Annotated in this window: 13 protein-coding genes; 6 read left to right on the top strand and 7 right to left on the bottom strand. The window is 52.9% G+C overall.

All coding sequences use genetic code 11. The annotated features are described in order from the left end of the window. Positions 1–911 precede the first annotated feature (911 nt). Positions 912–2,690, bottom strand: a complete 1,779-nt coding sequence (locus RSX24_RS19550) for an acid phosphatase (RefSeq protein ID WP_343261575.1) — start codon at positions 2,688–2,690, stop codon at positions 912–914. A gap of 434 nt (positions 2,691–3,124) precedes the next feature. Between RSX24_RS19550 and RSX24_RS19545 the strand changes: the two genes are divergently transcribed. Next, a complete protein-coding gene (locus tag RSX24_RS19545; protein WP_438286863.1) occupies positions 3,125–4,390 on the top strand; it encodes an MFS transporter in 1,266 nt (421 codons plus the stop codon). 252 nt (positions 4,391–4,642) lie between these two features. Here the strand turns inward: RSX24_RS19545 and RSX24_RS19540 are convergent, their stop codons facing one another. Both RSX24_RS19540 and RSX24_RS19535 read right to left on the bottom strand, forming a co-directional pair. Next, the gene (locus RSX24_RS19540; protein ID WP_236415365.1) at positions 4,643–5,491 is read right to left on the bottom strand and encodes an EcsC family protein; all 849 of its coding nucleotides are present in this window, start codon (positions 5,489–5,491) and stop codon (positions 4,643–4,645) included. Positions 5,492–5,683: 192 nt separating this feature from the next. After that, positions 5,684–6,547, bottom strand: coding sequence for a helix-turn-helix domain-containing protein (locus RSX24_RS19535; RefSeq protein ID WP_236415367.1), 864 nt, complete (start codon positions 6,545–6,547; stop codon positions 5,684–5,686). Between the two features lie 279 nt (positions 6,548–6,826). Between RSX24_RS19535 and RSX24_RS19530 the strand changes: the two genes are divergently transcribed. Together RSX24_RS19530 and RSX24_RS19525 are read left to right on the top strand one after the other, a co-directional pair. Continuing rightward, positions 6,827–8,515, top strand: a complete 1,689-nt coding sequence (locus tag RSX24_RS19530) for an extracellular solute-binding protein (protein ID WP_343261573.1) — start codon at positions 6,827–6,829, stop codon at positions 8,513–8,515. Positions 8,516–8,527: 12 nt separating this feature from the next. Beyond that, positions 8,528–10,051 carry a glycoside hydrolase family 43 protein gene (locus RSX24_RS19525; protein ID WP_343261572.1) on the top strand — a complete coding sequence of 508 codons (1,524 nt, stop codon included), beginning with the start codon at positions 8,528–8,530 and terminating at the stop codon, positions 10,049–10,051. A 104-nt stretch (positions 10,052–10,155) separates the two neighbouring features. Here RSX24_RS19525 and RSX24_RS19520 read toward each other — a convergent pair whose 3' ends face one another. Beyond that, the gene (locus RSX24_RS19520) at positions 10,156–11,076 is read right to left on the bottom strand and encodes an S-layer homology domain-containing protein (RefSeq protein WP_343261571.1); all 921 of its coding nucleotides are present in this window, start codon (positions 11,074–11,076) and stop codon (positions 10,156–10,158) included. Positions 11,077–11,458: 382 nt separating this feature from the next. Here RSX24_RS19520 and RSX24_RS19515 point away from each other — a divergent pair, with 382 nt between their 5' ends. Beyond that, positions 11,459–13,210, top strand: coding sequence for an ABC transporter ATP-binding protein (locus RSX24_RS19515; RefSeq protein ID WP_343261570.1), 1,752 nt, complete (start codon positions 11,459–11,461; stop codon positions 13,208–13,210). After that, positions 13,194–15,059: an ABC transporter ATP-binding protein gene (locus RSX24_RS19510; RefSeq protein ID WP_438286857.1), complete on the top strand. Its 1,866-nt coding sequence runs from the start codon at positions 13,194–13,196 to the stop codon at positions 15,057–15,059. The genes RSX24_RS19515 and RSX24_RS19510 overlap by 17 nt, the downstream gene beginning before the upstream one ends. A 211-nt stretch (positions 15,060–15,270) precedes the next feature. Here RSX24_RS19510 and arfA read toward each other — a convergent pair whose 3' ends face one another. Beyond that, on the bottom strand, positions 15,271–16,779 hold the full coding sequence (gene arfA, locus RSX24_RS19505) for an arabinosylfuranosidase ArfA (RefSeq protein ID WP_290371442.1): 1,509 nt from the start codon (positions 16,777–16,779) through the stop codon (positions 15,271–15,273). 178 nt (positions 16,780–16,957) lie between these two features. Between arfA and RSX24_RS19500 the strand changes: the two genes are divergently transcribed. Beyond that, positions 16,958–17,863, top strand: coding sequence for an ArsR/SmtB family transcription factor (locus tag RSX24_RS19500; protein WP_438286862.1), 906 nt, complete (start codon positions 16,958–16,960; stop codon positions 17,861–17,863). A 180-nt stretch (positions 17,864–18,043) separates the two neighbouring features. Here RSX24_RS19500 and RSX24_RS19495 read toward each other — a convergent pair whose 3' ends face one another. Together RSX24_RS19495 and RSX24_RS19490 are read right to left on the bottom strand one after the other, a co-directional pair. Further along, complete coding sequence (locus RSX24_RS19495; RefSeq protein ID WP_343261568.1) at positions 18,044–18,847, bottom strand: C40 family peptidase; 804 nt, start codon at positions 18,845–18,847, stop codon at positions 18,044–18,046. 646 nt (positions 18,848–19,493) lie between these two features. Then, a complete protein-coding gene (locus RSX24_RS19490; RefSeq protein ID WP_343261567.1) occupies positions 19,494–22,763 on the bottom strand; it encodes a glycoside hydrolase family 48 protein in 3,270 nt (1,089 codons plus the stop codon). Positions 22,764–22,780: the final 17 nt, after the last annotated feature.

Here is a 22,780-nt window from a genome sequence, read left to right as displayed (position 1 = left end):
TGTTTGCTCCTGAATGTACTTTACCGTTTGTTTCTTAAATTCTTCATTGTAACGTTGCCGTTGTTCTCCCATGCCGTGGACACCTCTTCTTTCGTTAGGTCTATTATTTCTGTTCCTTAACGATGTGTCCACTTTTTATTCTAGCTGCATCAGGCATGCTATTTAAGATAATTTACGTGCCTTGGGTCCAATTTCACCCAAATAAGGTGTGTGAGGTTCGTAAGACCTTGAAAAGCCTCCATTTGCGCTGATTAACGTGTCTCATGTTCGTTACATCCGTAGCTTCACGCATTAGGGACATCATTGTCGTTGCGGCCTTTGCTGTCCTAACTTTGTTACTATCATAGGAACCATGGTGTTTATTCAAGCAGCTGCCGTTAACCCACCAATGCCTTCATTGCAATCGTAACCTCAATACCTTTAATTGCTTCTTTAGGTAGCGTTACCTTATCACCAGCTACCACAGCTCTGGTATCATGGAAGCCTTACCGCCATATCAGTTGTTGCAGTTACTTCATTCCTCGCCGCCGTCGCGTTTAACACGCAATACAAAAAAGAGCCCCGGATCATTTTCCGGGGTTCTCTCGATTTAGCTCTATATAAGTTGAACCGATGATTTTTACACGGAGTCACTACGTGGTCAGAACGATCTTCCGATCACTGTTATCCCCAGATTTTTTTGATCCCCTTTTTTCAAAGGGAACATCCGGTGAAGCTTTTGCTTCCGATGCAGCTTTCTTTCAGAGAGCTTTAAGACCGCTTTAAGACCGCTTTGCTTCTCCAGATTGGTTCTGCCCTCTCCGTTATCGTGTAAATGTCTAGTTCAACCTATATAGACTGTGCAGTCACCTGGTTCCGCTTAACATTTCTATCCCGCTGGGAATGAATCTGCCACCCTACCCTAAAACCTCTTATTTGCTCACTTTCAGCACAACGCTGTTTGCTTTGTAAACCACGCTTGCTTTTACGCCGCTCGGCAGTCCGGAAACGTCCACGGAAGCAAACTTCGTTCCAGCCGCTTTTTGGCCGAACGTCATGATCGTTGCGCCGTTCGCCGGCACGTAACCATCCGTGAAGTTCAGTTGCAGCTTGCCGCCAAGGGTAGCGTTTTTCGCCACTTGGAATACGTCGTTTTTGCTGCTGATGTTCAGCTCCAGCGTACCTTTGGCGGATTGTTTGAAGTTGCCGCCAATCACGAACCGGCCTTCAACCTCTTCACCGATCGTTCCGCCGTTGTTGGTGACGCTCGCCGTACCGAATGCCGTTTTCGAAGCACCCTCAAGCGTACCTTTCTCCAACACAGTGCCGCCGGAATAAGTGTTGTTTCCGCTAAGCGTCAGCTTGCCCGTACCTTGTTTGGTCAGCTTGCCTTCGCCGGAAATATCATTGCGCCACAAATCTTCAGCATTGAAGCCGCCTTTGGAAGCATCCATGTTCACGGTAACGTCGGACATGAATGCGCCGTAACCATCTGCCGCGGCAAACAGGTTCAGGCGTCCCCAACCTTCCGGATCATTCAGCAGCGGATAACCGGAAGGCAGTCCTGTCGTAGCGAGTACCTCACGGCGCTGGGTATCGTTCAAGTACGGCTGACGCGTTTCCAGCAGCACCTCGGCATTTTTGGGAACAACCATCGGTTCGGTTTTGGAATCGATTTGCGGGAAACCGAACGTCAGCAGTTCGGTATATTTCTTTTTGTTGGCGTCATAATCGCCGTATGCATCTGGACCTTTAACTTCTGTGTTCATCAGTTCACGCTGTGCTTGCTCGTAAGCCGCTTGCTTCAGTTCGCTGTTCGCCGGATCGGACAGAATCGCCGCCGACAGCGCTGTGGCCAATACGCGTCCACCCATGACGTCCAGCGGGGAGTGCATGCCTGCAACGACACGGCTTTCGCCGAGCTCAGCCGCATTCGTCAGCATTTCCTGATAACGTTCAGGCGCAGCATACGCAAACGCAAAAGCGGTCAGGTAAGCCGCATTGGTATGTCCGCTCGGGAAACCGCCGTCTTTTTCAGGCTCATTGCTTTGTACCGGAAGAAGCGTGTTTACGACCAGCGAGTTATCCACCCAACGGAACGGACGCGGATATTGGAAATAATATTTGGACGGATTGCCGGACGAATATTCGCCACGCAGCGTGTTCACCAAGCTTACCACTTTGCCCAGGCTGGATTCAGCGTCCCCTGCGCCATTTCCTTCGTCACTGTACTTCGTTGTCGTTGCATCGGCAGCAACTTCCTTGACGGTTGTTTCCGCTTTAGCTTTGGCACGATACGTATCGGCATAAGGACCGAAACCGTCAATGACGCTGTAGCTTTGGCTGCGGCGATCATCCAGGTACGCTTTCTCCGCTTGTTCGGCCGTGCGGCGCATATATGTATTGAATACTTTGCGAATATTAAGATCCAGAATGCTTTCGTTCAGCTTGCTTCCGGTATTCCAGGCATCGCCGGTTTTCCAAAGGTCGGAGAAGCCGGACAAAATACCAAGTGCGGGATTGGACTCCAGCGTCTGGTTATCGGTTTTGTTGTTTTTGTAGTTGTCCACGAAATATCCCCAGGCTGGTGCGGGCGCTGGGTCCACGTTAAAAGAACCCGTTGCAGCGTTGGCGTACCCCGCCCCCACGGAGCTTAACAGTAAAGGCATAGCCAATAACGCTACAGTAGCTTGTTTTTTCAAAGATTTCATGATTCGATCAGATCCTCTCTCGTCTTTTTGCACCTTGTCGGGCACATGATGTAATGAATCAACAAGTTGTCCGTTAAAAATCATAGCGCACATTTGTTAAGCCAAAATCTTCTTTTTGTTAAATCCCCTGCGGTTTTGTATGGACAGACACACAGCGAAAATTTGCCCCTCCAATGGCAAGCTTCCTAATTTAATATATCGTTGCCCGTGCATTCGGCTATGCCCGTCGTCATTGGGTCAAACACAAGAAATGTTTGGTTAATGTAAAATCAACCCTACTATGCGCATCCCTCGGTTGATCGATGGACCCGGTTATTATTTTCTCTTGTCGGTGCCCTCAATCTATCCTATTATGTAACAATATGAGTAAGTATCTCAGAATAGAAGGCATAGATCCCCAGCGACTGTGACCTAAAGGAGAACTGTACATGTCTATGCAATCCTCTTTATCCAAGGACGGCCGCGTCCGTTCCAAAATCGACCCCGGATCGGATGCCCAGCGCACCGTGTACCGGATCTTGATCGCCATCAGTCTGGTGCATCTGTTCAATGATTCCATCCAGTCCGTCATTCCGGCGATTTTCCCGATTCTGAAGGATTCCATGCACCTGAGTTATACTCAGATCGGATGGATCTCGTTCGCCATCAACTTCACCGCATCCATCATGCAGCCCGTCGTCGGCTGGTTTGCGGACAAAAGGCCTACCCCTTCCATTTTGCCCATCGGTATGGGCTTTACCTTTACCGGCATGCTGCTGCTTGCCTTTGCGGAGGATTATGCCGCCGTGCTGATCTCGGTCATTTTCGTTGGTTTGGGCTCGGCCGCTTTCCATCCAGAAGGCTCCCGGGTATCCAACATGGCCGCCGGACAGCGTCGCGGGCTCGCCCAGTCCATCTTCCAGGTAGGCGGTAATGCCGGGCAATCGCTGGCCCCATTGCTGACGCGCTGGATATTCATCCCGTTCGGCCTGTTCGGAGCGATCGGTTTCACCGGCATTGCCGCAGCCGGCATCGCGGTACAGATCTATATCGCCCGTTGGTACGGGCGCATGCTCGGTTCCGGTTACATGCGTAAGCAGGCGGCTGCACGCAGAGCGCCTAACCCGGCCTTGCGTAAAAAAATCGCAGCTGCCATTACGCTGCTGATCATCCTCGTCTTTGTACGATCGCTGTACAACGCGGCCATCGGCAGTTATTACGCCTTCTATTTGAAAGAAGGCTTCAGCCTGTCCACAGAGGATGCGCAGATTTACATCTTCATGTTCCTGGCCGCGGGTGCACTTGGCACCTTCTTTGGCGGACCGTTGTCCGACCGTTTCGGTAAACGCAACATGATCTTCCTGTCCATGGCATGCGCTGCTCCGCTGACGCTGCTGCTGCCGTACGCCAACCTGTTCTGGACGGGCGTATTGCTGGCGATCATCGGTTTCATCATCCTGTCCAGCTTCTCGGTCACGGTCGTTTACGGACAGATGCTGATCCCGGGCAAAATCGGGACGGTATCCGGCTTGATCACAGGTCTCGCCTTTGGCATGGGCGGGCTCGGCGCACTCGTGCTTGGAAATTGGATCGACGCCCTCGGCGTATCCACGGTCATGCAATTTTGCAGCTTCCTGCCGCTGATCGGGGTGCTCACCTTCCTGCTGCCTTCGGATAAGGTGCTGAAACGTTGGGCGGAAGAAAACGGCAGCGAAGAATAAGAAACTTAGGGGGTCACAGCTATTTAATCCATGAAGATTCGTCGCATCGCGTGAGCACATCCCAAAAACGCCTATTTCGTTGTCATCAACGGAATAGGCGTTTTTCATTAAACTCCAGTAAAATCATATTTGTTATATAAACCGCAAAAAACATACACACGTTAACGGAGAGGCAGAACCAATCTGGAGAAGCAAAGCGGTCTTAAAGCTTTCTGAAAGAAAGCTGCTTCGAAAGCATGCGGTCTATATAGTTCACTTCAATCGCTGCAATATCAACCTCTTCTTGTACAGCATCTTGCCGGCTTCCGCCACGTCCTGGATCGTGCCCTTGTTGCTGATCGAGCCGAACAGCATGCCTGCGATCGGAATGAGCTGGAACAGCTTCTTCCAGCCGAAAGATTCGCTGTACGAGAGAAACACTTCCCGCCAGCCCTGCATCTGAGAAATAACCTCTACTTGCTTCTCCGGATTGTCGTAATCGGCAAGCTCATCGATAATCGCTTTTTTGCCTACGATGTCGGCCGACGAAAATTGCAGGCATTTTACGATAAAAATGCGTTCCTGCGGATCGTCCGGATTGTAACCGTAACATAGCGCCATTTCCTGCAGCACCTTCAGCGACATGCCCATGACCATAGGAATGTCGGCTGCAATGGTCACGATGCCCCCGATTCCCGTCGCTGCCCCCTGCGCTGCCGCAAACTTCGCCCGGCTCTCGGTAATGCTGTCCGCAACGCGGTCAAGTACTTCAAGCGGCAGCCCTTCTACGCTATGGATCTGGCCATCTGCCTTCGAATCCGTTTCTTGTTCTACCTCGGTCACTGTAACATCCTTCATGGCATATCCCGACTTTTCGGCCTCTTCCTGCAGCAGCTTGGCTACTTTCTGTTTCTGCACCAGAAACTTGCCCCCGTGCTGCACGTATTGTCCGACATCGTTCAAAGCCGTTCCGATCTTCTCTTTCAGCGCTTTGGGCATCACCTTATCGAGCATGACGAACGGCAAACGACCGAGTTTATCCCAAATAAACAGCGCCTTCTGCTCCTTCTCCCACTTCAGGATCTGCTCCAATTCCTGATCCAGTTGTTCGCGTGTCTCCATCTATGACAGTCCCCCATTATTTCTTTGATCAACTAACATATACCTCATACGCAGAAAACATGGGATTGGTTGCTTTTGCATGATTCCCCGGACACATGCAAATCGTGCATCGGGCAGTAGTCATCAACACGAAACCGACTCGGTTCCCTTGTTGGATTTCAGATGTCCTAACCTTTTGAATCCGAACCCAGATTATTGCCTCTGCCTGTAGGCCTTGGGGGAGATGCCATGTGCCCTGGTAAATTGGCGGGTGAAATAGTTGCTGTCATTGAAGCCGCATTCATATGAAATTTGCGTGATGGACAGGTTTGTGTGCTTAAGCAAGGTGCCTGCCCTGTCCAGGCGCAGACGCTGCAAATAGGAAATGGGCGTCATTTGATAATGGGTACGAAAAATACGGTTCAAATGTCTCACCGATATGCCAGACTTCTCTGCGATCTCCTCCAGCGACAATGGCTCGACGTAGTGATCTTCAATATACGAGACCGCATTCGCCAAATGCATCAATGTGTTGCTATCATTCCCCTGTTCCTGAGAATCGTACTGCCTGGACAAATAGACGACCAGTTCCATGAAACGCGACATCAGCATCGTTTGGTGTCCCTGCTGCTTCTCGTGATATTCCCCGATCATGACCGAAACCAACGAAGAGACATACTCCATGTCCGAGATCGGCAGCGCGAGCTGGCTGGGAAACGGGTGCGTTTTCCGGTAAAGCGGTTCCAAAACGAACAATGCCTGAAATCCGTTGGACGTCCGCAGATCCGGCCCTGCCGCCGCCAGCATCTCAGGCCTGTACATGATATTGCAGATGTTGAAGTCATGCGGATCTTTGTATGCGTGCGGGGTACTCCCGTTAATAACAAACACGTTTCCTTTTTTGATGAAAGACTCTTCCGTATGCACAATATGCGTTGCATTTCCCTTCAACACGATCACGAGCTCCGAAAAATCGACATGCCGATGAAGATCGGTATCCTCGTCATGTCCCCCATATTGAATGTAGAACGGAAAATGCTGGTCGGTTGTAAACCAATTCAAATATGCGTTGCTCACTGGTCTTTCCTCCGAAATTCATAGATTGGAACCATGTCTATATCATGCTACTCCACGACCGAATAATCAAGGTTTCACGCATCAGGAAAACGTTAGAATATGCTTCATAAGCCATTATGGAGCAGGCGCAAAAGAGAGATGCAAGAGGCTCCCGAACCGTGTTCCGAAAGCCTTGGCATGAAGATGACGCTCATGCAGCGCCTTCTTGAAAGCGCACGCAATAGCGTCGGCTCCACCGATCTTTGGGCTTTATCAACCATTTTCCTCAGGGGGGTTAACATGACAAATAAGATTCGAAAAACGGCAACATTGTCGGTTGCAGCGGTTCTTTCGTTAAGCCTGCTCGCAGGCTGCGGCAGTTCCGGGAATGCCCAAACGACCGGAACTGCCGGCAAAGACGGTTCCGATCCGGTTACCTTCACGTTCTTTGGCGCGGACAATAATCCGAACTGGAACAACATGCAGGACGACGTCGGCAAGGAAATCACCAAAAAGACGGGCGTGACGCTGAATGCCGAATTCGCCATATCCGATCCTGCGCAACGACTGGCACTGATTGCGGCCAGCGGGGAATACCCTGATCTCATCAGTCCCAAAGGCGATCTCGATAAACTCGTCGATGCCGGAGCCATGCTGGATCTGACCGATCTGATCGAAGAGCATGCCCCCAATCTCAAAAAGCTGTTCGGCGATCAGATCAAACGGCTTCGTTATAGCAACGACGATCCATCCATCTACGTCATTCCTACCTACTCTGCCATCGACGGCGTGAATTTCGTGGCTGGCGGCGGCTTCGAGCTGCAGCATCGCGCGGTCAAGGAAGCCGGTTACCCGGAGATCAGAACGTTGCAAGACTATGAAAACGTCATCCGCGACTATCTCGAAAAACATCCGACCGACGAAAACGGCAACAAAAACATCGGCCTGACGTTGAATGCGGACGACTGGCGCATCCAGATTTCGGTGACCAACCCGGCAGCCGAAACGACCGGCAAATCCGGGGACGGCGAATATTACATCGATCCGGAGACACATGAAGCTTCTTACCACTTCCGCACCGAAGGCGAGAAAGAATACTTCAAATGGCTGAACCATATGTACAACACCGGACTGCTCGACCCGGAATCCTTTGTGCAGAAAAATGACCAATACCAAGCGAAAATCGCTTCGGGTCGGGTCATCGGCCTGATCGATGTCGACTGGGGATACAGCGATGCCGAAAAGTCATTGAAAGCCGCTGGAATGAATGACCACACCTATGGCCACTACTCTGTCATGTTATCGGACAAATACAAGGACAACCGTTACCAATCGACCGGGTTCATGGCCGGCTGGGGCGTCGGAATCACCACGGCCAACGAAGATCCGGTTCGGGCCATCCAGTTTCTCGATTTCCTCGCTTCCGAGGAAGGACAGGTGCTGAATTATTGGGGCGTCGAAGGCAAGCAGTACGAAATGAAAGACGGCAAGCGCATTGTGCCTGACGACGTGCAGCAGCGTATCGTCAATGACAACATCCCGTTTACCCGGGAATCCGGCATTGGACTGTACACGAACCTCGGCGCTCATTATGGAGACGGCGTTCAAGATTCCACAGGCAATTATTTCACCAAAAATTTCCCGGAACAAATCGTGAACAACTACACCGATGCCGACAAAGAAACGCTCAAAGCCTACGGGGCAACCACCTGGATGGACCTGTTCCCGAACGAAAAAGACTTCCCGCCCAAAGCTTGGGGAGCCGCCTGGAATATCTCTGTGCCGCCCGACGATGAAATTAAGGTCATCGAAAACAAAGTGAAGGACATTACGTGGAAAGTCATTCCGCAGGCGGTCATGTCCAAACCCGAGCAATTCGATGCCATCTGGGACGATTACCAGCAGCAGTTGATCAACGCAGGCGTCGAAAAAATGGAACAGGGCTTCACCAAATACGTGCAGGATCGCGTAAAACTTTGGAATGAATAGGAGCAGCGCAAGATGAAATATACCAATCCGGTGATTCCCGGTTTTTATCCAGATCCCAGCGTCTGCCGGGTAGGCGAAGATTATTATTTGGTCACGAGCACGTTTGAATATTATCCGGGAGTGCCGATCTTCCACAGCCGGGATCTCGTGAACTGGCGGCAAATCGGACACTGCCTGACCACGCCGGAGCAATTGCCGCTGGACCGGGCCTGGACCTCGGGCGGCATCTATGCCCCGACGATCCGCCATCATGAAGGCTGGTTCTACATGACAACGACCAATGTCAGCGGCGGCGGCAACTTCTTTGTACGCAGCAGGCATGCGGAAGGGCCATGGTCCGATCCGATGTTTGTCGCACAAGACGGCATCGACCCGTCCCTCCTCTTCGACGATGACGGGCGGGTATATTTTCAGTCGGCATGCAATGGTGATGAGGGCGAAGGCATCTACCAGTGCGAAATCGACGCGGATACCGGCAACAAACGGACCGAAAGCCGTCTGATTTGGAAAGGAACCGGGGGCGCTGCTCCGGAGGCGCCCCATTTGTACAAAATCAACGGCATGTATTATCTGATGATCGCCGAAGGTGGAACGGAGTATGGCCACATGGAAACGATCGCGCGAAGCAATGATCCGTACGGCCCGTTCGAACCATGTCCCCACAACCCGATTTTGTCGAACCGCAGCATGAAGAGCAGCATCCATGCGACCGGGCACGCCGACCTGGTGCAGGCTCAGGACGGAAGCTGGTGGGCCGTCTGTCTCGGCATCCGTCCCCCGTCCTATCCGCTTCGCCATCACCTTGGTCGGGAAACGTTTCTGGCCCCGGTCACGTGGACGGAAGCAGGCTGGCCGATCATCGGCCATGACGGACGCATCGATCCCGAGATGGACGGGCCGCAGCTTGCCGAAGCAAAGTGGCCGCATCCGCCCGCGCGCGATCACTTCGATCAGCCGAAACTTGGCATGGACTGGTTATTCCTCCGGAATCCGGCCCCGGGAAGTTGGTCGCTAATGGAACAGCCGGGACACCTCGTCCTCCACGGTAACCCGTTATCCCTTGACGCCGGTGGAAGCCCAGCCTTCATCGGACGTCGCTTGAGCCATTTTTCGTGCCGCATCGAAGCGCATCTCGATTTCGAACCCCGGCAGCATGGAGAAGAAGCAGGCCTCTCGGTATTCATGAACCGGAATTATCATTACGATCTCGGCATCAGGCTGGTCGATGGACGCAAATCGGTCGTGCTTCGGCGGGTCGTAGGCTCCATGCGTACCGAATACGCGCTGGATTGCGGCCAAGGTCCCGTCGTCCTTCGGGTCCAGGCCGAGCCTGACGCTTTCGCCTTTTCCATCTGCACGAATGACCGTGAATGGATCGAGCTCGGCTCCGGCGAAACCCACCTGCTCTCCACAGAGGTAGCGGGCGGCTTCACCGGCGTCATCGTCGGAATGTACGCCACCAGCCCGGGCGGCCAAGGCACGCCTGCCCGGTTCGACTGGTTCGACTACGAACCGACCGTGAGCTCCCCGTCCTGATCTGTAAACAGATGTCCGGATCGCACGACATAACAAAACCCACCGTCCATATGAACTGGATGCGGTGGGTTCTTTTTTTATGGCTTTCAGGAATTACACGCTGCTTATTTGCCCGAAGGTTGTGCTTCGACAGTGTATCCGGACGGGATGTCCGTTTCGGCCGTGACGTTGGTAATGACCATCGGATACATTTTGTCCGGGTCAGGCTGAACGATCGAATACAGCACGATGGCACGTCCATCCTTTTCCAGTTTGACGTCATCAATTTTCAATCCGTAGCCCGGGTGCGGCATCTCGGCAGAAAGCTTCACTTTGGTCGTCTTGTCGTCCACTTTCGTCGTTGTTACCGTCGGCACGATGCCCGCCTGTCCCGCTCCCGGATCCACCGGTGCAGGCTCTATGGAGCCTCCGTTTCCAAACTGGTCGATAAATTCCAGTGCGTTAAAAATCATGCTTGCGGCCTCCATGCGGGTAAGCGGCTGATCCGGACGGAAGTTCCCGTCTTTGTCCAGTTGGATGATGTTCATGTTGAGCAGGTTCTGGACGGCGGATTTGGCATTCTCACCGATGCTGTCTTCATCATTCACGACGTTATATCTCATAATGACCGGATAATTCCCCGTTGTGGCAATCCCTTCTTGAAGAAGGATCACGAACTGTTCGCGCGTCATTTTGGCCTGCGGATTCACTTCTACGGGAATGGACAATCCATTCTGGGTCGCAGCTTGCACGGCATCCGCATACCAAGTGTCAGAACTGATTTTGCTTTGCGCAGAGGATGCGTACGCGTTTTTCAAACCAAATGCTTTGACGATCAACTGAATGCCCTGCGGTTCGGATAACGCCTGATTCGGCTTGAACAGATCCGCCGTCACCCCGTTTACGACGCCTTTGGATTTGAGCGTATCCACGATCGTTTTCTGTCCTTCATCCTGCAGGTCCGAGAATGCGAGCACGGATGCACCTCCCGCCGTCAATGATACGCAAAGAGCGAGTGTCGCCGCCAATCCTTTTTTATGTTTCATTTTGACACCTCCGATAGTAGTTTAAACCTGATTGCCAACCTTCACCCCTACAGACGGCCCCTTGCTTCAAAATGTTTCACCAAACCTGTACATTCCGGTTTACCTCTAATGCATCAGCTTGCTCCGCTTCATTGACATTGCTCCTCAATAGCGCAACAATAGTAGTTGTTAGCATGAAAGGACGTCAACGGACGTTACCTATCGACTGCATGTCGTGCAGTGAACTGATTTCGTCGATCGGCATACGGAAATCCGTTCATATACGGATAATCTTCGAATTCGTTCGCATAAAGTAAAAGGGCATGACACCTTGATTCGGGTGTCGGCCCTTTTCTACGCTCTGCATCGATATCTTTGAATTCAACAAAGGAGAACCATGCCTATGTCCAAACGAGAATTGCTGCGAAGCTACGTGATCAGCCAATGGCCCGTATATGCGGTTGCCGTGGTCCTGATTATCGCCTCCAATGTCGGGCAGGCTTCCCTGCCCCGCATTTTGGGCAGCTTCACGGACCAACTCATGCAGAACAGCCTGCGTATGGATACGGTGATGAGGTACAGCATCATCTTGCTGGCGGTGGCTATTTTGTACAACGTGTCGTTCGGAACCGGACAGTTCATGATCATGAAGCTGGGACGCCGGTTCGAATTCATGACCCGTGAACGCATTTTCGGCAAGTTTTCCGAACTAAGCGAGCACTATTTTTCCAAACAGGGCAACGGCAAACTGCTTAGCTACGTGATGAACGACGTCACCTCCGTTCGCGAGGCCATTTCCAACGGGGTGACCACCTTGACCAATGCAACCTTTCTGTTATTGTCCTGCATCATCATGATGCTGCTCAGCGGGATCCCGCTGTCCTTGATGATGATCAGCGTGCTGCCGCTGCTGGCTATTCCGTTTCTGGTCGTCCATTTTGGCCCGCGAATTCGTAAGCGCTCCCGTGACGTGCAGGAAGCTCTCGCCGACATGACCGAATCGGCCGAGGAACAATTCGGCGGCATCCGCGTGACCAAAACGTTTGCCGTGGAAGATCAGGCCCGCGCACGGTTCGGTATGGTGGTAGATGCCATTCGGAGCAAACAATTGCGCCTCGTGCGCATGTCCTCCTTGTTTCAAGCGCTTCTTCCGTTATTCGGATCGTTATCTCTCGTCGTTTCCCTGCTTGTAGGCGGGATCATGACGATGCAGCATACCATTACGCTCGGCAGTTTCGTTGCATTAACCTTGTATCTGCGCATGATTATCGGACCGCTGCAGCAAATTGGCAATGTCATCAACACGATGCAGCGTTCCGGGGCCTCTCTCGAAAGGGTAAACGACCTGTTGGCGGAAGAGCCCGACATTCAGGAAGCTGCGAATGCCAAGTCGCTTCGCTCGATCAGGGACATATCCATCAGCGGCCTGTCCTTCGCCTACCCCGGCAGCCCTGCCCCCGTCCTGCAGAACGTGGAATTGCACATTCGCGCCGGGCAGACGGTCGGTATCGTAGGCAAAACCGGTTCGGGCAAGAGCACGCTCGTCAAATTGCTGCTGCGCACGTACGAGCCTCCTGCCGGAACCATCCGCATCAATGGAACCGACATCCGCAAAATATCCCTGGAAAGCTTGCGCGCCTGTATTGCCTATGTGCCCCAGGACGGGTTCCTGTTCAGCACGACCATTCGCGACAACATCGCTTTTAGCGATCGAACATTGCCGATGGATACGGTAGAGCATAGCGCCAAGCAGGCCATGATTTACGAAAATATCATTCGGTTCCCGGATCGATTTGACACCAAGCTGGGCGAACGCGGGCTTACCCTGTCGGGCGGGCAGCGCCAGCGCACCAGCCTCGCCAGGGGATTGATCAAACAGGCTCAAGTGCTCATCCTCGACGATAGCATGAGCGCGGTCGATGCCGTCACCGAAAGCGGCATCGTGCGCGGCTTGCGCAAGCTGGGCAAGGACAGAACGACATTGATCGTGTCCCACCGAATCAGCGCGGTCCGTCATGCCGACCATATCATCGTGCTGGACGAGGGACGGATTGCCGAACAGGGAACCCATGCGGACCTTATGGCTGCAGAAGGGCTGTATGCGGCGACCTATCGTTTGCAAGAGGAGGGATTGTACCATGACCGAACGACATAGCGGGAAGCCTGACCCGATGACTGCCGAGCAGCATGCATCGTCTCCGGCGAAAGGCGATTCCAGAGCGTCTGACGCATCCGACGAGCGGACCTCCTTCAAATCGATGATGACCTATACCAAGCCGCACAGGCTCGCCTTTCTTGGCATTTTTGCCTGCTCGCTGCTGGGCATTCTGGCTGATCTGCTGCAGCCCTATTTGGTCAAGATCGCCATAGACGACCATTTGGCCATCGGGAACACAAGTACCGGTTTTCTTATGCAGCTTGCTGCGGTATACCTGGTTCTCGCCATAACCGGCTTTGTGTTCACCTACGTGCAAAACAATTTGCTGCAGCATGTCGGCCAAAGCATCGTTTCCCGCATTCGGAAAGACATTTTTCACCACATCACACGCATGTCGATGTCTTTCTTCGATCGGTATCACATCGGCAGTCTCGTCACCAACGTTTCTCGCGATACCGAGACGATCAGCAGTTTCTTCACCCAAGTTCTGCTCAGCCTGATCAGGGACGGCATGATGCTTGTGCTGATCCTCGTGTTCATGTTCCAACTGGACCCTGTGCTGGCGGGTTACTCCCTGGCCGTGCTGCCTGTCATTGCCGTTGTTGCGATCTTGTTCCGCAGCAATCTGCGTAAAGTGTATCAGAACGCCAGAACAAGGTTTGCGCGTCTGATCGCATTCACTGCCGAAAATCTCTCAGGCATGTTTCTGATTAAGGCTTTTCATCAGGAGAAAGAACAACAGCAGCGATTCGGGGAAAAAAATCTGCAGCACCTTCAAGCCAACATTCGCCAAGCACGCTCCCATGTCATTTTCAACCGCACATTCGACATTCTGGGCAATGCGGCACTGGTGCTGATGGTCTGGCTTGGCGGGCGGGCCGTATTGAACGAATCGCTGCAAGTCGGCGTGCTCTATGCCTTCATCAGTTACATTCGGCAGTTCTTTCAACCGATCAACCAAATCACGATGCAATGGAATACGTTCCAGTCGGCCACCGTTTCCATGGAGCGGATCGCAAACATTCTGGACACGAAACCGGAGGTCGCCGAACCCGAACCGGCCAAAGCTTTCAAGCTTGAACCAAAGCAAGTGATGGGACAGATCGATTTCAACGATGTTTCCTTCGGATACCAGCCTGGCCAGCCGATCATCTCAAACATGGACCTGCATCTCTATCCCGGGGAAATGGTCGGCATTGTGGGCACGACCGGAGCCGGCAAAAGCACCTTGATCTCCCTGCTGAATCGCTTTTATGATGTCCACGAGGGCAGCATTGACATTGACGGCTTCGATATTCGGCACATTCCGCAGGCCACGCTTCATCGGATCGTCGGCTTGATCCAGCAGGAACCCTTCCTGTTCTCCGGCTCCATTATCGAGAATGTGCGCATGTTTCGCGAAGACATTACGCGGGAGCAAGCCATCGAAGCTTGCCGGTTCGTCGGCGCCGATGCCATGATCCGCCGGCTTCCTGAAGGATACGATACCCTTCTCTCCGAACGCGGAAGCGGCCTGTCCGCCGGGGAACGTCAGCTGATCTCTTTCGCCCGGATCGTGGTATTCCAGCCTCGGGTGCTGATCCTGGATGAAGCTACGGCGAATTTGGATTCGCATACCGAACTGCTCGTACAGCAGGCGCTGGAATCCGTGTCCAAAGGGCGCACGACCATCGTCATCGCCCACCGCCTGTCCACGATCATGCATGCCGACCGGATCATCGTTATGGAGCATGGCAAAATTGCGGAGGAAGGCACCCATGCGGAACTGCTTGCGGCCAGAGGCGTATATGCCCAATTGGTCGCGCATGCACGGGAAGCGGGTAACGACGAGGCCGTTTCGAGTTAAACCCATGCAGACGGGCAGATGCCCAATTACACTGTTGAAAACGACAGGAAATGTAGCAAGCTCAACTGGAGAAATGTCCGGTTGGGCTCTTTACATTCCGGACCAACCGACAAAAAAGCGTTCAAATGGACACCACTCCACCTGAACGCTTTCGTTGATTATGAACCTAATAAACGTTTGATGATTTCCCCGCCCGCTAACATGCCATCTTTTATTGTACTTTCAGTCGGATCACGTTCCACGAAGCCTTGGACAGGCTTGCAGTAACCAGACTTCCCGATACCTGTGCTCCTCCGCGGTTATGCGGAGCTACGCGGTTCGGCTCTGCAGCCGTATTGACCGCTTTGAGATCATCGCTTTCCAGTACGATATGCTCCAGCAGGGTGCACTCGCCAAAGCTGCGAAGATCCACTTCCAGCGGCAGCGCTTCATCCAGATGACGGTTAACCGCAAATACCGTCACTTCGCCCTTTTCTTCGTTATGCACCGCGATGCCTTCCAGATAAGGAACGTCCGTAATTTCTTTGGTATCGTATTTCGGCGATTGAATCAGCGGCACCAGCGCGGTTCCGCGACCGAACACGGAAGCATGCATGAACGGATAGAAAATGGTCTGTCTCCACGCTGCGCCACCGTTGTCGGTCATGATCGGCGCGATGACGTTGACGAGCTGCGCGAGGCAAGCCATTTTGACGCGATCCGCATGCTTCAACAAGCTGATCAGCATGCAGCCCACAAGCAAAGCGTCTTCATGGTTGTATACGTCTTCCAGCTGCGGCGGAGCGATTTGCCATGGGTCCAGCTTTTTGTCGCTTTCGTTGGAATGGTACCATACGTTCCACTCGTCAAAGGACAGGAACATCGTCTTTTTGCTGCGCTTTTTCGCTTTGATGTAATCGCAAGTCGCTTTGACCGTATCAATGAAACGGTCCATTTCCAGCGAGCGGGCCAGGAACGTCGGCGTATCCTGCGCGGCATTGCCGTAGTACTGGTGCAGGGACAAATATTCCACGTGATCATATGTATGATCCAGGACGGTTGCTTCCCACTCCGGGAATGTCGGCATGCCGATCGCGGAGCTGCCGCAGGCAACCAGTTCAATCGTAGGATCGGTCCATTTCATGACCTTGGCCGCTTCCAGAGCTACTCGTCCGTACTCCACCGCAGTTTTGTGGCCGATCTGCCATGGACCATCCATTTCGTTGCCAAGGCACCATGTTTTAACGTTATGCGGCTCTTTGTAACCATGCTTGATACGAAGATCGCTGTAATAAGAGCCTCCCGGATGGTTGCTGTATTCCACGATGTTTCTGGCCGCATCCACACCGCGGGTTCCCAGGTTGACCGCCATCATCACATCGGTATTGGCCTGTTTCGCCCAATCCACGAATTCGTTGAACCCGAATTCATTCGTTTCGATCGTTCTCCAAGCCAATTCCAGCCTGCGTTTGCGTTCGGAGACCGGACCTACGGAATCCTCCCAATTGTAACCGGATACAAAATTGCCTCCCGGATAACGCACGATCGGAACTTGCAGTTCATTGACCAATTCCAGCACATCCTTGCGGAACCCCGCTTCGTTAGCCTCAGGATGGCCAGGCTCATATATACCACCATATACGGCACGACCCAGATGCTCAATGAAAGAACCGTATAAGCGCTTATCCACTTCTCCAATCGTGAAATCCTTGTCTACCGTCATTTTTGCTTTTTGCACCATAAAGTTCAACTCCTTAAATTAATAAAAAAATTAATTTAAAACCTATGGATCAATGTTCATATTTATATTAAAATCGATGTTAAGCTTAATTTCAACACTAAATTTTGAAAATGTTATCCTATTCTTTGAATTTATGTTTAAATTAATCCTAAACACATCTATTGGAGGGACCTTTGTGATCAGAGCAAATACCGATGCAGAATGGCTGCCCCTATATGAGGCACTGGCCAGCGAAGTCCGTCTGCAGATCATCCGGCTTGTTGCCGAAAGCCCCAAAAACGTCAAGGACATTGCAGCCGCGCTCGGTTTGAGCAGCGCCATCGTAACGATGCATGTGCGCAAACTGCAGGATGTAGGCATCATTCAGTCCAAAATGGTCCGCAAGGACGGCGGCACCCATAAAATGAACAGTCTTGCCGTTGACTGGATCGGCATCTCGATGCCGCAGGAAAGCGGGAGCTCAAGCAAGGTGCACGAGGTGGCGATTCCCATCGGGCATTATACGCAATTTGATGTATATCCCACTTGCGGCCTGGCCACCTCCAGCCATATTATCGGACAATACGACGATCCACGATATTTTCTCGATCCGGAACGCATGCATGCCCACATTCTATGGTTCGGGCGCGGATTCGTGGAATACAAAATCCCGAATTACATTTTGGCCGGGCAGCACATGGAAGCGATTGAACTCTCGCTGGAGATCGGGTCCGAAGCGCCTTCCGTCAACCCCAATTGGCCTTCCGACATTACGTTTACGTTGAATGGCATCAAGCTTGGGGACTGGACGAGCCCTGGTGACTCGGGAAACGGCCGCGGCGTATTTACGCCTGATTGGTGGAGCGAAAGCGTCAACCAATACGGCATGCTGAAAGTGCTGCGCATTACGGAGCAGGGAACGTTCATCGACGGCCAGCTGATGTCCGGCGTCACGTTATCCGATATCCCCATGGAACGCAATCAGTGGACGCTGCGCCTGTCGGTCGAAGAGGATGCACGGCATGTTGGCGGGCTCACCTTGTACGGGGAAGGATTCGGCAATTACAATCAGGATATTTTATTTCGGGTGTATTACCAAGAGTAGGTCTTTGAGTGCAAACTTGGGGGAGAGTGGGGGAGATATTCGATACGGGGTGGCGCAAAATCAAAAAAGCTGCACGCCATGCGGTGTTTTCCAATGTAAAAATCATTGATAAACACCGCAGTGACGCGCAGCTTCAATCCAAACAGCTGCTTTGTTAATATTTGTCTCGCTGCGTCTGATTTACAGCGCGCTTCCGCCAAACAGGAAACGATATTCCCAGTGCTTGCCGGAAATGTCGCTGACCGTTACGCCGCCGCCCTCGTTCGAATACGTATGCAGCACTTTGCCGTCTCCAAGATAGATGCCGGTATGCGTAATTCTGGCCGTCGATTTGTTCACGCCCGAATATGCGGAAGCCTTGGTTCCTTTATAGGACATAAAGTACATCAGGTCGCCGCGCTTCAGCTTGGTCCAATCGGTTTGAACCGCTCCTTTGGCTTTGACATAGTCGCCCTGTTTGCGGGAGTCTGCCGGCAGCGTGATGCCCAGCGCATCGATGAATGCCCGGCGGACGAAGCTGGAGCAGTCAAACGCGGCCGTACTGTTGCGGTCTGCCCCGTATTTGTAAGGCGTGCCCAAATATTTCATGCCTGCGGCGATCACTTTTTCCACGGCTTCGCTGCCGGTAACTGAACTGCTGCCCGCTACCGAAGAACTTGTGCTGCTGTTGCCGCCGCTGCTGACCGTTTGCGTATATTTGGATGAAGAAGATATGTATCCTGTCTGGTTGCTGGAATCCTGTACCTTGTACCAGTACGAACCGGACGTGCCCAAAATGGTTACCGTCTCGCCTTGAGGCAATTGACGTACGACGCCTGCAGACGTCGAAGGAGACGTGCGCATGTTCACTCCCTGGATGATCTTGGCTTTGGAATTTTCTATCGTAGCTGCCGATACCTGGGCCGTGAATGCTCCAGTCGTCAGACTTCCCATCAACATCGCTGCCGTTACGCTTGCCGTAATGATTTTGCTTTTCCAATTCATGATGTCGTTTTCCTCCTGAAGTTACAGAATTTTAACCTGGTCCGTAATCCTACCGGGCTTGCCCCATTGTAAAGGCGCTGTCCAGAACGATCATCAGTCCAAAGTCCTGTATTGCTTCAGGCTGATTTGAGCACTAAGAATCAGGGCTTGTCTCCATATTTTTGATTCGGATGCCTCGCCGGGCGTCTTATTCAAAAGGTTAAAATATTGTAAACATTTGAGCTGCGGCGATTTTGGATATGCAATGCACTCTTTTCATTCATGGATGAAGATGATGGTTCATATGACCCATATTTTAATTTCAAATCCCATAAGTGGTAAACATTACTACACGTAAATCGCAGCATTTTGGCGTGCTTTTCCCCATTCCTCCTTCATTCCGCAGCATCGTACGCCGATTGAATTTGACAATATACTTATATAAACCGCACTTAATCGTTCACACTAGGGCACTTCGAGTGCAGTACCATCTTCCGATGCAGCTTTCTTTCAGAAAGCTTTTAGCGCACGCTTTGCTTCTCCAGATTGGTTCTGCCTCTCCGTTAACGTGTGTTTGTTTTTTTGCGGTTTATATAGTCGCAAAAAAGGCCGGAGTTTCTCTCCGGCCCATTTCCTTTATTTCATTATTTTCCCATGAGGCAGTCCATTACGGTTCAACGCCCCAGGCCTTTACGCCGTCGATATGCGCCGTTACTTTGTTCCAGGCGGCGAAGTCCGTCATTGCCCCGTCGTACGAGTAATCGTTGGTCTGATCGAAGCTCGCCCAATTCGTTTTGGAGAACCGTCCCTGGATCACGCCGGTCTCCGCGCCCGGTGCCAGACTGCCCGCTCCCGGCTTGAAGCCGATCTCCAGCACGGTATCCGCATTGCCCTTCGCCGGGTTCAGCGCGATGAAGGCAGCCTCCACGTTGCTGCTGCCGATCTGGGCATAGTCGCACCAGAAGCTCATGTCCACGTTGCCGTCCTTCGTAAAATAGTATCGAACCTTCACTTGGCTGAGGTCGATCGCCTCGGTGCCGGTGTTCTTCAAATTGAACTGCGGCGTAATGGCATTGCCGCTCGCTCCCGTTCCGCCATTGCGGTACTGCACCTCCAGCGTTCCCGTCCCAGCCGGAGACGCTGTCGGTGTCAGCGTCACTTCGTTCGACAGCGTCTGGCCGCTGCCGTTGCTCGCTGCGATCCGGTACGTGTACGTCGTCCCGTTCACGGCGGCGGCATCCGTATAGGTCAATGCCGTCAGCCCTGCCGCCACCTCTTCAAATGCCCCGCTCCCCGTTCGCCGCTGCACCGCATAGCTGTCCGCGCCGTCCGAAGCGGCCCAGGCCAGTACCGCCTGCGCATCGCCTGCCGTCCCTACGAGCGTGAACGCGCCGGGCAAGGCGCTGCCTGCCTGCGGCACAGCCGATGCCTGCGCCGACGCAGCGGATTCGCCTGCCGCATTTACGGCGGTTACGACGTAGTAATACGTCTTGCCGTTCGTCAGCCCGGTGTCCGTATAGGTCGTTCCGTTCACATTGGCAGCCACTGCCGTGTACGGGCCCCCATCTGCCTCGGCACGTTTGACGGTGTAAGAATTCGCTCCCGAAACGGAGTTCCAGTTCAGAACAACCTGTTCACTGCCGCCGGCGGCCGTCAAACCGTTTGGCGCAGCAGGGACTTCGGTTTCCGGGCCGCTGCCGTCGCCAAGAAGACGTTCGAATTCGCCATAAGCTGTCGCCATGTCCACTTGGGACCAGAAACGGTGATACGTAAAGGTTGGCGCACCGTTTTCCCATTGTTTCGTTTCCGGATTGTAGGACGCCTTGTACAGGTTATCCAGGTATGCCCAAGCCGGGTCCTGCTTGATTTTTGGACGCAAATCGGAATAACCGATATAGACGCCATTTCCTCCCTTTGCAGGATCGGAAGGAATGCTGCCCGTGCCCGGAAGCGCGTTGCCCTGTCCATATGATCCCGTCCAGTTGGCCGGAAGGTAGATCTCTTTGGCGAAGAAGCGGAAGTAATCTTTGCGCACCTCTTCGGAAACGATCCCTACCCCGTCGTTGTAGTCCCACGCCGTGTCCAGCAATTGCTCCGCCAAATCCTTCGCTTCTTGGCCTTGGGCGTTAAATGCGCCATGCTCGGCCTTGGTCGCCGCCGCGAAGAAGGTCAACGTTTTGATGTAACTGCCCAGTACCCCAACATCCTGCGACGGGTCTTTGGTCGTTACGCGGAAATTTGGATTGTTCGTGTAAGAAGAGAAACCGGTCCATGAATCCGGCTGCCCGTTCCATTCCTGGCTGCCTGGAATCCAGAACTCTCCCGTCGCTGGCGTGGTTGCTACCTGCACGTTCGTGCCGCCAAGAATGCGCTGTCCTGAAGCATCCAAATAGTATCCCTGGGAATCCGTCACCGGACGTTCATTGACGAAAACATAATCCTTCGACCAGTCAATCCACTTGGAAATGACCTTTTTCGCCATCTGGAAATTTTCCGAGCTCAGGTCGCCGTTCTGCGCAAGAATGTAGTACAGCTCCGCTACGCGCTCCATCGACCAAGCCTGCATGCCAAACCACGTATTGGAATCCGGATCGCGGTATACCGGCGCTTCCTGGTATGCCATATCGTAGAACGTGCTCGTTCCGGACGGATAAGCTTTATAGGCACCTCCGTAGCTGTTGGTAGCGCCGCCGCCGATCGCCCCCTCATGGGATTGCAGCCAAGTGTAGAATTCAAGCTGGCGCTTCAGCGTAGCGTTCCAATCCGCTTTGGCCGTGTTCGATTTTGGGATTAACCCGCCAGCAGGATCGGATAATGCATAAGATGCGACCGGATTTTGGTACCCCTGGTGCGTATGGCTGGAACCGATGCGCCAAGCCCAATTGCCGCCCTGCCCCAAACCGCCGCCCCAAGCGGTGTACCAGCCCATAAGGTACATGTTGGAGTCTTTGCCCGTACCTGCGGCCGGACTGCCGTTTTTGGCGCTTCCAACTTTTTGGAAATATTTATCATGCAGTCCGTAACGCAGGTAATCGCCCATCTTTTTGGCTTTATCGAGATAAGCCTGGTTGTCGTAACCCATTTCCTTCGCCCAATACAGTACTTGAACCGCGCGGGCATCCGCATCGGTGGCATTGGTATAACGCCATTGCGCTGCCGGTGCCTGGTTCTCCTTTGTGAACAGGCTCATGAAACCCTCACCCGCTTTGCCGAACGATTTGTCGTCTTGAGACGGGTGCGGAACGGCTTCCCAGACGGACTCCTGTTCCCCGCGTTGGAACGTATTGACGTACGCTGCCGTATGAGAAGGGTTCAGCAGGTTGCCGAAGCCGTACCAGTTATCGACGTCAAGCAGCCAGTGCATCAGGTAGGTCTGGTTGTTGCCATAGGAGGATTTCAGCTCTGCGTCCAGCGGGTCCCTTCCGGCCTGGTATTGCCCGTTTAATTCTGACGGATATTGGTCCGGAAAAGGTTTCTCCGCAGCATATGTCGCCGGGCTGTTCGGATTATAGTGGCTCATCGTAGGCTGCTCTTCTTTGCCATCGCCCTCATTGACGGGAATGATGTATTTTTCCATGTTGTCCCACGCGGCCTCGAGCTTGGACCAGTCACCCGTGAAATGCCCATACATCGTTTCGAGCCACAACCAATAGCTGTACGCTTCGGAAGTCGTCATGTGCCCATAATCCGGCGCTTCGCTGATCAGGGTTTCCACAGAGTGATAAGGAATTCCCTCCGGAGAGAAATATCCGTTGGCGGGATCTTTCAACTGTCCGTACAGCTCCATGAAGCGCGCTTCATTGATTCCTTCCGCTTGCAAAGACTGCTCTTCGGCAAAAACCGTTTGCGGGCCTGCCCAAAGTCCCGTATACCCGGTGAGCATGACCGTTCCGGCCAGCATGGCCGCCAGGCTTTTTTTCGCAGCTGATTTCAACATGATACATACCTCCCTGT

The sequence above is a fragment of the Paenibacillus hubeiensis genome, assembly GCF_032334105.1.
Classification (GTDB): domain Bacteria; phylum Bacillota; class Bacilli; order Paenibacillales; family Paenibacillaceae; genus Paenibacillus; species Paenibacillus hubeiensis.
The sequence above is the reverse complement of the archived record's forward strand: the minus strand, read 5'-3'. Positions and strand labels throughout refer to the sequence as shown.

What these genes read in the sequence shown, in the direction of transcription:
- RSX24_RS19520 (WP_343261571.1), bottom strand. Translation starts at nt 11,076, where the DNA reads ATGAAACATAAAAAAGGATTGGCGGCGACACTCGCTCTTTGCGTATCA.
- RSX24_RS19545 (WP_438286863.1), top strand. Translation starts at nt 3,125, where the DNA reads ATGCAATCCTCTTTATCCAAGGACGGCCGCGTCCGTTCCAAAATCGAC.
- RSX24_RS19510 (WP_438286857.1), top strand. Translation starts at nt 13,194, where the DNA reads ATGACCGAACGACATAGCGGGAAGCCTGACCCGATGACTGCCGAGCAG.
- RSX24_RS19550 (WP_343261575.1), bottom strand. Translation starts at nt 2,690, where the DNA reads ATGAAATCTTTGAAAAAACAAGCTACTGTAGCGTTATTGGCTATGCCT.
- RSX24_RS19490 (WP_343261567.1), bottom strand. Translation starts at nt 22,763, where the DNA reads ATGTTGAAATCAGCTGCGAAAAAAAGCCTGGCGGCCATGCTGGCCGGA.
- RSX24_RS19540 (WP_236415365.1), bottom strand. Translation starts at nt 5,491, where the DNA reads ATGGAGACACGCGAACAACTGGATCAGGAATTGGAGCAGATCCTGAAG.
- arfA (WP_290371442.1), bottom strand. Translation starts at nt 16,779, where the DNA reads ATGGTGCAAAAAGCAAAAATGACGGTAGACAAGGATTTCACGATTGGA.
- RSX24_RS19495 (WP_343261568.1), bottom strand. Translation starts at nt 18,847, where the DNA reads ATGAATTGGAAAAGCAAAATCATTACGGCAAGCGTAACGGCAGCGATG.
- RSX24_RS19530 (WP_343261573.1), top strand. Translation starts at nt 6,827, where the DNA reads ATGACAAATAAGATTCGAAAAACGGCAACATTGTCGGTTGCAGCGGTT.
- RSX24_RS19525 (WP_343261572.1), top strand. Translation starts at nt 8,528, where the DNA reads ATGAAATATACCAATCCGGTGATTCCCGGTTTTTATCCAGATCCCAGC.
- RSX24_RS19515 (WP_343261570.1), top strand. Translation starts at nt 11,459, where the DNA reads ATGTCCAAACGAGAATTGCTGCGAAGCTACGTGATCAGCCAATGGCCC.